Below are 11,355 nucleotides of genomic sequence, written 5' to 3'. Positions count from 1 at the left end.
ACTCCGCGTCGACGGTGGCGGCGGGCACCACCTGGGACTCCGCCGGCGCGGACGGTACGACTTGGGACTCGACCGACGGCACCACCTGGGACTCCGCGTCGACGGTGGCGGCGGGCACCACCTGGGACTCCGCCGGCGCGGACGGTACGACTTGGGACTCGACCGACGGCACCACCTGGGACTCCGTGTCAGTGCTCGCGGCGGGCACCACCTGGGACTCGACCGACGGTACGACCTGGGACGCCGCCGGTACGGACGGCACCACGTGGGACTCGACGGCCACCACGACCACGCTGTAAAACGCTCCGGGGATCCGCCCGGAACATATGGAAGAATTCAATAACGTCGGTCGAGCCGAAGGTGTGGCGGGCCCTTTCAGAGCCGCTGTGGAATTCGTCGATCGACGGAGTCCGGATACTCGCCCTTCCGCCCGGACAATGGCGTGAACAGCAGGCCGGCAAACGGAGGCATCGCCCTCCGGGCCCGCACCGATGAGGGCACGAGCACCGAGCAGATCCGCGTGAAGGCGACCGCGGAGCTCACCACCCCTCAGATCATCACCGCTCCTCAGGGCATTATCGCCCTCCAGGTCATCATCACTGCCCCCAGGTCATCGCCGCGCCCCAGGCCACCCGCCGGGAACCGGCGACCTGAAGACATCCCGGCCATCGGCCACCGCAGACCTCCGTCGGCGGCGCCCCGCCCTGCCGCTCGCTCCGGGGCCCCGCTACGGCTGCCCCCGGCCCCCGCTACGGCTGCCCCCGGCCCCCGCTACGGCGCTCCGCCGCACCCCGCGTCGCGCCCTCGACTCCGGGGACGCTCCCAGAAGGTCAGGAAGACTCCGGGGGCGCTCGCCAGAAGGGTGGTGTACGTCCTCCCGGCGCAGGCTGTCACCGGGATCACGCCTGGCGGGTGGGCATCACGATGACCTGGCGCAGGTTCACGTGCTTGGGCCGGCTGGCCACGTAGCCGACCAGGTCGGCGACCTCCTCGGCGGACAGCGGGCCGATGGCGTCGATCATCTGACCGAGCTGGCCCTCGGTGCCCAGCTCCGGGTTGTCGATGTGGGAGGCCAGCTCGGTGTCGGTCAGGCCGGGCTCGATGTTCGTCACCCTGACGCCGCGTGGGCCGAACTCGGGGCGCAACGACGCCGACAGGTGGGTGAGCGCGGCCTTGGTGGCGCCGTAGACGGCGTAGTTGGGGAAGGTGACGTGGGCGCCGATCGAGGAGATGTTGACGAGGTCCGCGGGACCGCCGTCGGCGGCGGACCCGACCAGGTCGGCGGTGAAGGCCCGGATGACGCGCAGCACCCCGGTGACGTTGGTGTCGATCATGCGCGTCCACTCGTCCACGCGACCGTCGTCGACGGGGTTGGGAAGCATGACGCCGGCGGCGTTGACGACGAGGTCGACGCGGCCGAACTCGGCGTGGATCCGGGCGGCCCCCGCCTCGACGGAGGCGGCGTCGGCGACGTCGACGGCCACCGCGATCGCGTGACCGCCGTCGGCCGTGATGGCGGCGGCGAGATCCTTCAGGCGGTCCTCACGGCGGGACAGCAGCGCGACGCGGGCCCCGTGCGAGGCGAGGAGGCGGGCGGTGGCGGCGCCGATGCCGCTGGCGGCTCCGGTGACGACGGCGGTGCGGCCGGTGAGAGAGGTGTAATCCATGATCGGTGCTCCTTGCGGGTGGTGCGAAGGTGTCTTGCCGGCACGGACGGCCGATGATGTCCTGCCGGCGCCGATGCTGTCCTGCCGGCACGGACAACCATGCCGCGGCGCTCAGGGCGTGCCCAGGGCAGCGCTTTTCCTGGGTCTGCCGGACCCACCCTCACGCGGTCCCCGGGGGACCGCCGTGCGGGGCGGGTGGACGGGCTTCAGGCCCATGCCCGAGGGGGGCACCGGGTTTCCTTAGAGTTGGCGGCATGAGCAACACACCCGCGGACGATCTGGGCGGCTTCCTGCGTTCCCGCCGCGCGCGCATCCGGCCGCAGGACGTCGGGCTGCCCGTGGGCGGCCGCCGCCGCGTGCCGGGCCTGCGCCGGGAGGAGGTCGCCCAGCTCGCCGGGGTGAGCGTGGACTACTACATACGCATGGAGCAGGGCCGCGACCTGAACGTCTCCGACGCGGTCATCGGCGCGGTGGCCCGCGTCCTCTGTCTCGACCCGACCGAACACGCCCATCTGCGGGATCTCGTTCACCCGCCACGTGACACGGCGCCCGCCTCCTCCTCCCGCCCCGGGATCCAGCTGCTGCTCGACGTGATGAGCACGCCGGCGTTCGTGCTCGACCGGTGCATGGACGTGCTCGCGTGGAACGCCCCCGCCGACGCGGTCATGGGGTTCTCCCTGATGGAACCGCGCTCACGCAACATGGCCCGCCACGCCTTCCTGGCGCCGGAGGCGTCGGCGTTCTACCCCGACTGGACGGCCGTCGCCGTCGAGACGGTGGCGTACCTGCGCCTGAACACCGCGCGGCATCCCGCCGACGGCCGTCTCGCCGCGCTGGTCGCGGACCTGTCGGCGGCGAGTCCGGCGTTCGGCCGCCTGTGGGCGGAGCACCGGGTGAAGGAGAAGTCGTACGGCGGCAAGCGGCTGTGCCATCCGCTCGTCGGCGAGTTCGAGGTCGGATACGAGACGCTGGCCCTGCCGGGCGACCCCGACCTGCTGGTCGTCGTTTACACGGCGGAGCCGGGGTCGGCCGCGGCCGGCAGGCTCTCCCTGCTCCTGGACCACGCGGAGCGGGAAGCACTTCTGGAGCAGGTCGGCGGGGGAGTCCTCCCGGATCACGCGGGACGAGAGGCGGGCGGCCGCGCCGGGTGAGCGGCCGTGCCGGGTGAGCGGCCGTGCCGGGTGAGCGGCCGCCGGCCGTACGGCGCCGCCGTCCGTGTGAGGCCCTGCCGTACGGCCTGCCGCCGGTATGGAGGGCCGGCCTGCCGCACCGGCGGGCAGGGGGCGTCGGGCCTGTCCGCCGCCGGCCGTGCTCGACGGCGTACCGGCCCGACGGGATCCGCCGTGCTCGATGGCGCACCGGCCTGGCGGGATCCGCCGGGGTGGGCGGTCGTGTCAGTGGGACGCGAGTGTCGGTGGGGCGCGGGCTTCAGTGGGGCGCCGGTGTCAGTGGAGCGCGGGCTCGGGCTGGAGACGGTGGCCGGCGGGGGTGGGCCGGGCGCCTTCGGTGGCCTGGAGGAGACCGGTGAGGGAGGCGCGCGCCTCCTGGAGCCCCGCGATCCGCTCGTCGATGCCGCCGAGCTGCTCCCGTAGGTGCCCGATCACGCAGGGGTCGAGGTCGGGTCCGTCGCCGGTGACGCACGGCAGGAGGTCGCGGATGACCCTGGTGGGCAGTCCCGCTCCCAGGAAGGTCCGGATCCGCCGGACCGTCGCGGGGGCGTCGGCCGCGTATCGGCGGTGGCCGCCGCCGGCCCGCTCGGACACGAGCAGCTCCTGCTCCTCGTAGTAGCGGAGCAGGCGCACGCTCACGCCGGTCTCGCGCGCCAGGTCGCCGATCTTCATGTGATCCGCCTCACATACGCTTGAACCTCACATCCGTGTGAGATTCTAGCGTTGCCGTCATGACAGACACGACAGCGCTGACAGACCAGGCGCGGCACGCGACGACCGGCACCGTCTCCCTCTACGGTTTCGCCCACCCCAGGCCGGAACGGGCCGCCGAGCTCAGGGAGCTCCTGCTCTCCTTCGTGGAGCCCACCCGCCAGGAGGCGGGCAGCCTGGAGTATCACGTTCACGAGGAGGCCGACGGGACCTTCTTCCTCTACGAGGTGTGGCGCTCGCAGGAGGACCTCGACCGGCACATGGAGCTGCCGCACATGAAGGACTTCTGGGAGCGGCGGATGGACTATCTCGAGCGCGAGCTCGACGCCCACTCCGGCGCCATGCTGAGCCCCTACCCGCGCTAGCGGGTGCCGCCGCTCCTGCGGGCGGCCGACCCCCTCATCAGCCGTGTCGACAACCCCGCGGGTCGATACAGCTAGCGGGGCTCGGGGTGTCCGGTGTGTTCGGCGATCCGCCCGGCGAGCCAGTGGTAGGAGGCCTTCGGGGTGCGCCGCCCGGTGGCGAAGTCGACGTGGACCAGGCCGAAGCGCTGGTGGTAGCCCTCGGCCCACTCGAAGTTGTCCAGCAGGGACCAGACGTAGTAGCCGCGTACGTCCACGCCCTCGGCCCGGGCCTGGTGGACCGCCCCGATGTGGCCGTCGAGGTAGGCGATCCGGTCCTGGTCGTCGACCACCCCGTCCGGGCCGGGCACGTCGGGCTGGGAGCAGCCGTTCTCGGTGATGTAGACGGGCGGGAGGGCGTCGCCGTAGCGCGCCTTGAGGCCGGTCAGCAGCTCACGGAGGCCGTCGGGGACGACCGGCCAGCCGAAGGCGGTGGTGGGATGGCCGGTGATGCCGGTGTCGCTGAAGGGGAGGCCCTCGTCGGCGGGGGCGGCGATCCGGGTGGGGTTGTAGTAGTTGACGCCGAGCCCGTCGAGCCGGGCGCCGATCAGGTCGAGGTCGCCGTCCTGGACGCAGTCGAGGCTCACGCCATATGCCGACATATCCGGGTATTTGCCGATGAGCACGGGGTCGTTGAACAGGCGGTTGTGCAGGATGTCGTAGGCGTCGGCGGCGGCCAGGTCGGCGGGGGCGTCGGAGGCGGGCCAGACGGGGGTGCAGTTGTTGGTGATCAGCACCTGCTCCGCGCCCCGCGCGCGCAGGGCCTGTACGGCCAGGCCGTGTCCGAGGAGCTGGTGGTGGGCCACCGGCAGCGCGTCCAGGAGCAGGGTCCTGCCGGGAGCGTGGTTGCCCATGGCATAGCCGAAGACCATGTGCACGAAGGGCTCGTTCAGGGTGATCCACATGGGGATCCGGTCGGCGAGCCGGTCGGCCACGGCGGCGGCGTACTCGGCGAACCGGTAGGAGGTGTCACGGTTGAGCCAGCCGCCCTCGTCCTCCAGGGCCTGCGGCAGGTCCCAGTGGAACAGCGTGGCCGCCGGGACGATGCCCCTGTCGTGGAGCGCGTCCGTCAGCCGGTCGTAGAAGTCCAGGCCCGCCTGGTTGATCCGGCCCCTGCCGTCGGGCTGGACGCGCGGCCAGGCGATGGAGAAGCGGTAGGAGTTCGCGCCGAGCCCGGCCATCAGCGCGACGTCCTCGGGCCAGCGGTGGTAGTGGTCGCAGCTCACCTCGCCCGTGTGCCCATCGCGGACGCGGCCGGGCTCGCGGGTGAAGGTGTCCCAGATCGACAGGCCCCGGCCGTCCTCGGCGACGGCGCCCTCGATCTGATAGGACGCGGTAGCCGTACCCCAAAGGAACATCCTGACCTCCAGCTGGCATGAGTGTGGCTCATGTTAGCCTCTGGCGGGCCCACGTAGGGGATGCACGTAGGGGATGATGGAGCGATGACGAACGTTTCCGGGGGGACGCTGCGCCGTCGCCCCGCCCAGCGGCGCAGCCTGGAACGGGTCGAGCGGATGCTGGACGAGTGCGCGCGGCTGCTGGACGAGGCGGGTTACGAGGCGTTGACCACCAAGGAGGTCGCGCGCCGCGCGGAGGTGCCGATCGGCACCTTCTACCAGTTCTTCACCGACAAACAGGGGCTGGTGCGGGCGCTGGCGCTGCGCAACCTGGAGGCGTTCCTCGGCCGGATCACCACCCGGCTCTCGGCCGTGCAGCTGTCGGACTGGACCGAGGTGGTGGACCTGGCGATCGATGAGTTCGTCGCGATGAAACGGACGACGCCGGGGTTCGCCGTCGTCGACTTCGGCGAGGTGCTGCCCTCGCCGGGCGGTCCGGCGCTCAAGGGGACCGAGCGGATGCTCGACGCCGCGCTGGAGAACAACGTCATCGTGGCCGACCGGCTCCGCGCGATCACCATCGAGCTGCTCGGCGCCCCGATCGGCCCGGCCCTGGACCGGGCGCTGGTCGTCGCGGTCGAGGCCGCCGACGCCGTGCTCAAGCTCGCCTTCCGCTCGCGGCCCGACGGGGACCCCGAACTGATCGCCGAGTGCAAGCGTCTGGTCCGCCGCTACCTGTCCGACTACCTCCCCCAGGGGTGATCCGCGCCCACCAGGAGAGGCCCGCCCCGGGCCTCCTCGACCGGGCGCCCGGGAAGCGCCACACCCCCAGGGGCGTGGGCGTCAGGAACCACAGCTCCTCGGCCGGCCTCATCGGACGGACTCCAGGCGGGCGCGGAGCTCGTCGTCGAGCTTGAGATCCACGGCGCCGAGCGCCTCCTCGAGCTGGGCCATGGAGCTCACGCCGACGATCGGGACCGTCGGGACGTCGCCGCCGATCAGCCAGGCCAGCACCACCTGGTTGACGGTCACGCCCAGCTCGCCCGCCACCTCGCGCAGTACGGCGAGCCCGCGGGTGGTGCCCGGGTGGTCGTAGATCTCCGGGATCGGCCGGTCCTGCCGGGTGTAGGCGCCGGCCATGAGCGTGTTGTAGGCCCACAGGGTCAGACCGGGCTCGGAGCGCAGGTAGTCGATCGTGTCGTCCTGCACGAGCACGTGGCCCGACTCCACCGGCCGCAGTCCCGGCCGGGGCCGGAGGTAGGTGTGGCGGAGCTGCACCTTGGTGTAGGCGGGCCAGCCGTTGGCCGCCGACAGGGCACGGGCGCGCTCCAGGCGCCAGGCGCGGACGTTGCTCGCCCCGATCTCCCGGACCTTGCCCGACCCGGCCAGCTCGGCGAACGCGCCGAGCGTCTCCTCCAGGGGGACGGACCGGTCTTCGACGTGGGCCCAGTACACGTCGACGTGGTCGGTCCCCAGCCTCCTCAGGCTGCCCTCGGCGGCCGCGCGGATCGCGGGGGCGGACAGGCCCTCGGCGGAGTCCAGGGTCCGGTCGCCGGGGACCGTCGGCCGGGCGCCGCACTTGGTGCTCAGCACGACCCGGTCGCGGTTGCCCCGGGCGGCCAGCCACCGGCCGACGGCCAGCTCGCTCTCGTCGCCGGTGGCGCCCTCGTTCCAGAAGGGGTAGTTGTTGGCGGTGTCCAGCAGCGCGCCGCCGGCCTCGACGAAGCGGTCCAGGATCGCGAAGGTCGCCTTGTCGTCCAGGGCGGTGCCGAACGGGATGGTTCCCAGCGCCAGGGGGATGTGTGTCATGGGCATCACCTTGCAGGCTGGAGTTCACTCCAGGTCAAGCCGGACATTCCGCCTTGACCTGGAGTGGGCTCCAGGTGGGATGCTGCCAGGCGTGAGCGTCTACACACCAGGGCAGGTCTACACGCCAGGGCAGGCGGTGGAGGAGACCGGCTTCAGTCTCGACACCCTGCGTTACTACGAGCGGATCGGGCTGCTGGAGCCGGTCGGCCGTAACGCGGCCGGCCAGCGCAGGTTCACCCAGGACGACATCGGCTGGCTCGGCACGATCCGCTGCCTGCGGGACACCGGGATGCCGATCGCGGAGATGCTCCGCTTCGCCGAGCTGGTCCGGGCGGGCGACCATACGATCCGTGACCGGATCGAGCTCCTCGAAGCCCACAACCGGCGGGTGGAGAGCCAGGTGGCCAACCTGCGCGAGAAGCAGGAGGCCGTCCTGAACAAGATCAATTACTACCGCGCGGTGGTTGATTAGAAGCCGTACGGCCGCTTTGCCCCAGGACGGTCCCCCCTTTTCAGTCCGGCTGTTAAACCGGTATATCGGTGACCGGTGGCGGGATCGGGGGAGGGGCCCATGGCCGCACCACGCGCGCGCCGGATCAACATCCCGCTCCGGCACGTCGCCCTGATGTGCGGGGCCATGCTGTTCGCGCTGCTCGCCCAGGCGACCCATATCCAGGCATTCGAGGCCGACCGGCTCAACGAGGACCCGCGCAACCCCCAGAGGAGGATCGCGCGGTTCGAGACCCCGAGGGGCGAGATCCTGCTGCGCGACGGCACGGTCGTCGCCACCAGCCGGGAGAGCGGGGGCAGCGCCTACCGGTACCGGCGGTCCTATCCCTGGGGCCCGCTGTACGCGCCGGTGACCGGGCACCTCTCGCTCTACGGCGGGACCGGCATCGAGGCGGCCGAGAACGCGGTGCTGTCCGGCGGCGACCCCTGGGTGAAGCTGCGCTCGTTGGTGGACGGCGTCGAGGGCGGCGCCACGCTTGAGCTCACCATCGACGGACGGGCGCAGCGGGCCGCCTACGAGGCGCTGCGCGCCACCGGGCTGCGGGGGGCCGCCGTCGCGATCGACCCGGCCACCGGCGCGATCCTGGCCATGGTGTCCTTCCCCTCCTACGACCCGAACCTCTACACGACCTTCGACAGCGCCGAACTCGACAGGGTGGACGGGCGGCTGCGGAGCGACCCCGGCGACCCGCTGCTGAACCGGGCGATCCAGCGGAACTACCCGCCGGGCTCCACCTTCAAGGTCGTCACCAGCGCGGCCGCGCTCATCTCCGGGAGATACAGTCCGACCGTGCGGGTCGAGGCCCCCACCGCGCTCCGCCTCCCCGGCACCGGCACCTACCTGCGCAACTCCGGCGGTACGGCCTGCGGCGACGGCGACCCGCCGCTGGCGTACGCCTTCAAGACCTCGTGCAACACCCCCTTCGCGAAGATCGGCATCGACCTCGGCCAGGACGCGCTCCGCGAGCAGGCCGAGGCGTTCGGGTTCGGCGCCGACGACCTCACCGTCCCGATGCCGGTGGCCGAGAGCGTTTACCCGCGGGGGATGGACCGGGCGCAGACCGCGATGTCGGCGCTGGGACAGTTCGACGACCGGGCCACCCCGCTCATGATCGCGATGATCTCGGCGGCGGTCGCCAACGACGGCGTGCTGATGCGCCCCTATCTGGTGGAGCAGGTCCGCCTCGCCGACGGCGCGGTGATCGACGAGGCGGATCCGTCGCCCTACCGCCGCACGCTCGACGAGGACGAGGCCGACCGGCTCACCGCGATGATGGTCACGGTCACCCAGCCCGGCGGCACCGGCACGGCCGCCGCCATCCCGGGCGTCGACGTCGCGGCCAAGACCGGCACCGCGGAGAACGCCGTCCCCGGTCAGGACCACGCGGTCTTCACCGGCTTCGCCCCGGCGGCCACCCCCCGGGTGGCCGTGGGCGTCCTGGTGGAGCACGGCGGATCCGGCGGCCGGACGGCGGCTCCCGTCGCGGCGGCCGTCATGCGGGCCGTGCTGGGCATCCGCCCGGAGTAGGCGGGTCCGGCCGGGGCGCGGCGGCCGTCACGCGGGCCGTGCCGGGCCTCCGGCCCCGGGTACGGCGGGCTCCGCCGAGGCTCCGGTCGAGTAGGCCTGGGCCTGCAGGTTGTAGAGGTCGGCGTAGAGGCCGTCGAGCTCGATGAGCTGGTCGTGGGTGCCCTCCTCGGTGACCTTGCCGTGGTCCAGGACGTAGATCCGGTCGGCGTAGCGGACGCTGGCCAGCCGGTGGGTGATCAACAGGACGGTGCGGCCGTCGGCGTGCTGCCGGATGCGCTCGAAGAGGGCGTGCTCGGCGCGGGCGTCGAGGGCCGCGGTCGGCTCGTCACAGATCAGCAGCGGGGCGTCCCGGTGGAAGCCGCGGGCGACGGCGATCCGCTGCCACTGGCCGCCGGACAGCTCCTGGCCGTCCTTGAAGCGCCGGTCGAGCAGGGTGTCGTAGCCGTGGGGCAGCTCGGCGACGACCTGGTCGGCGCCCGCCACCTCGGCCGCCGAGACCAGCGCGGGCTCCCCCTTCTCCGTGCCCATGCTGATGTTGTGCCGGGCGGTCAGCGGCCAGCGCGTGTGGTCCTGGGCGATGACCGCGATGCGGCCGCGCAGCTGGTCGGGGTCGACGTCGGCGAGGTCGGTGCCGTCCCACCGGACGCGCCCGCTGTCCGGCTCGTAGAGACCCGACAGGATCTTGGCCAGCGTGCTCTTGCCCGAGCCGTTCTCGCCGACGAGGGCGATCACCTCGCCCCGGTCGACGCGGACCGACACCCCCTGCAGGGCGGGGCTGCCGGAGCCGGGATAGGTGAAGACGAGGTCCTCGGCGGTGATCCGTTCGAAGGTCTCGGGAGCCTGCCCGGAGCGCCCGCGCCCGATCCGGCTCTCCGCGTCGGCGCAGAAGTCGAGGAAGTCGGTGAAGTAGAGGCCCTCCTCGTAGAGGCGGTTGGTGGCGAACATCAGGTTGGCGAGATACGTCTGACCCGAGCGGATCGCCAGCACGGCCGTGCCCGCCACGGCCAGCGGCACCGCGCCCACGGCGAGCAGGATGCCCAGGGCGACGTAGACGACGGCCGTCCCGACCCCGCCGAGCGCCTCACCGACGATCTTCGCGAACGTCTGCCGCCGTGCCAGCCTCAGGAGGATGCTCTGCTCGGCCGTGGCCACGGCGTCGTACATCCGCATCAGGAAGCCCCGCATGGTGAACGAGCGCACCTCGGCGGCCGACTCGCGCTCCGCCAGCAGCTCCGCGATGATCCACTTGCGGCGGCTGGCGGGGATCAGCGCGTACATCGTGGTGTAGCGCATCCGCGCCGAGCGGACCGCGGCCCACGCGTCCGGCACCACCGCCAGCACCAGCAGCGGCAGGAGCACCGGATGGAGCACCCCGAGCACACCCGCCGCCGCGACGATCCCGATGATCGCGGTCAGCACGTTGATGGCCGTGCCGACCACCACGTCCGCCATGGCGACCCCGCGCGACCGGGCCCGCTGGAGCGCGTCGTGGAAGTCGGGGTCGTCGAAGGCGGCCAGGCCGACCCTGCTGGTCAGCCCGTAGAGCCGCTCCTCGGCGATCCGGCTGACCTGGGGGTCGAGCCGGGACTGCGCCCAGCCCGCGCCCGCCTGCATCAGTGTGCGCAGGGTGCCGGCCACCCCCACCGCGATCAGGCTGGGCAGGGCCGCCATGACCCGTTCCGGAGTGGGCCCCGCCTCGAACAGGGCCGACAGCACCCCGGTCGTGGCGAGCAGCCCGAACGCGGTGAACACGCCACCGAGCAGGCTCAGGACGATCGCGACGACGGTGTCGCGGGGGCTGGCCAGCCACGCCAGCCGTACGGCGTGCGACACCAGCGCGGGCAGCCGGCGCGCGATGGTCAGGAAGCCGATGCCGGTCATCTTGCCGACGTGGGCGTGCCACTCCGACAGGCTGAGCTCGCCGAGCTCGGGAATGGAGCCGGAGGAGGTGTCCTCATCGGTCGCGGTACGGGGAGCAGGTTCCAGGGGAGTGTCCGCCATGGGTGCAGTCTGAAGCGCCCCACGGCCGATCCGCCATCGGATGGCCACGTGCGGTCAACCCGGCCCGTCCCCGAGGCGAGGGCTCCAGGCCGTGGGGTCGGCACTTCCGCCGCCGCACATGAATTCGGTGCAATAACATTTCGCGAGTAGTGCTGTTAAGCCGAGTGTGCGAAATGGGGCTAAGCCTGGGCACGGCACGGTAATTGGTGTCACACTTTCTGT

At 72.2% G+C, this 11,355-nt stretch carries 11 protein-coding genes; 6 read left to right on the top strand and 5 right to left on the bottom strand.

What is annotated here, in order from left to right:
- A partial coding sequence (locus ACZ6R6_RS29905) for a hypothetical protein (RefSeq protein WP_470098863.1) occupies window positions 1–299 on the top strand: 299 nt, incomplete at its 5' end.
- Window positions 300–899: 600 nt separating this feature from the next.
- On the opposite strand, the gene ACZ6R6_RS29900 is transcribed toward ACZ6R6_RS29905, so the two are convergent.
- Window positions 900–1,667 carry an SDR family oxidoreductase gene (locus tag ACZ6R6_RS29900; RefSeq protein ID WP_470098861.1) on the bottom strand — a complete coding sequence of 256 codons (768 nt, stop codon included), beginning with the start codon at window positions 1,665–1,667 and terminating at the stop codon, window positions 900–902.
- 254 nt (window positions 1,668–1,921) lie between these two features.
- Here ACZ6R6_RS29900 and ACZ6R6_RS29895 point away from each other — a divergent pair, with 254 nt between their 5' ends.
- On the top strand, window positions 1,922–2,818 hold the full coding sequence (locus tag ACZ6R6_RS29895; protein WP_470098859.1) for a helix-turn-helix transcriptional regulator: 897 nt from the start codon (window positions 1,922–1,924) through the stop codon (window positions 2,816–2,818).
- Window positions 2,819–3,112: 294 nt separating this feature from the next.
- Here ACZ6R6_RS29895 and ACZ6R6_RS29890 read toward each other — a convergent pair whose 3' ends face one another.
- On the bottom strand, window positions 3,113–3,508 hold the full coding sequence (locus ACZ6R6_RS29890) for a MerR family transcriptional regulator (protein ID WP_470098857.1): 396 nt from the start codon (window positions 3,506–3,508) through the stop codon (window positions 3,113–3,115).
- Window positions 3,509–3,567: 59 nt separating this feature from the next.
- Here ACZ6R6_RS29890 and ACZ6R6_RS29885 point away from each other — a divergent pair, with 59 nt between their 5' ends.
- A complete protein-coding gene (locus ACZ6R6_RS29885; RefSeq protein ID WP_470098855.1) occupies window positions 3,568–3,912 on the top strand; it encodes a putative quinol monooxygenase in 345 nt (114 codons plus the stop codon).
- A 71-nt stretch (window positions 3,913–3,983) separates the two neighbouring features.
- Here ACZ6R6_RS29885 and ACZ6R6_RS29880 read toward each other — a convergent pair whose 3' ends face one another.
- The gene (locus tag ACZ6R6_RS29880; RefSeq protein WP_470098853.1) at window positions 3,984–5,306 is read right to left on the bottom strand and encodes a GH1 family beta-glucosidase; all 1,323 of its coding nucleotides are present in this window, start codon (window positions 5,304–5,306) and stop codon (window positions 3,984–3,986) included.
- An 84-nt stretch (window positions 5,307–5,390) separates the two neighbouring features.
- Here ACZ6R6_RS29880 and ACZ6R6_RS29875 point away from each other — a divergent pair, with 84 nt between their 5' ends.
- Entirely contained in the window at window positions 5,391–6,047 is a 657-nt protein-coding gene (locus ACZ6R6_RS29875; protein WP_470098851.1) for a TetR/AcrR family transcriptional regulator, read from the top strand.
- 108 nt (window positions 6,048–6,155) lie between these two features.
- On the opposite strand, the gene ACZ6R6_RS29870 is transcribed toward ACZ6R6_RS29875, so the two are convergent.
- Window positions 6,156–7,094 (bottom strand): aldo/keto reductase, encoded by a 939-nt coding sequence (locus ACZ6R6_RS29870; RefSeq protein ID WP_470098849.1) that lies wholly within the window; start codon window positions 7,092–7,094, stop codon window positions 6,156–6,158.
- Between the two features lie 91 nt (window positions 7,095–7,185).
- Here ACZ6R6_RS29870 and ACZ6R6_RS29865 point away from each other — a divergent pair, with 91 nt between their 5' ends.
- Window positions 7,186–7,566, top strand: coding sequence for a MerR family transcriptional regulator (locus tag ACZ6R6_RS29865; RefSeq protein WP_470098847.1), 381 nt, complete (start codon window positions 7,186–7,188; stop codon window positions 7,564–7,566).
- A 99-nt stretch (window positions 7,567–7,665) separates the two neighbouring features.
- Entirely contained in the window at window positions 7,666–9,132 is a 1,467-nt protein-coding gene (locus ACZ6R6_RS29860) for a peptidoglycan D,D-transpeptidase FtsI family protein (protein WP_470098845.1), read from the top strand.
- Between the two features lie 27 nt (window positions 9,133–9,159).
- On the opposite strand, the gene ACZ6R6_RS29855 is transcribed toward ACZ6R6_RS29860, so the two are convergent.
- Window positions 9,160–11,133, bottom strand: a complete 1,974-nt coding sequence (locus ACZ6R6_RS29855) for an ABC transporter ATP-binding protein (protein ID WP_470098843.1) — start codon at window positions 11,131–11,133, stop codon at window positions 9,160–9,162.
- Window positions 11,134–11,355: the final 222 nt, after the last annotated feature.

The organism is Streptosporangium sp. NPDC048886, assembly GCF_055586905.1.
Note: the sequence above shows the minus strand (reverse complement) of the source record. Positions and strands in the feature narration are given on the sequence as shown.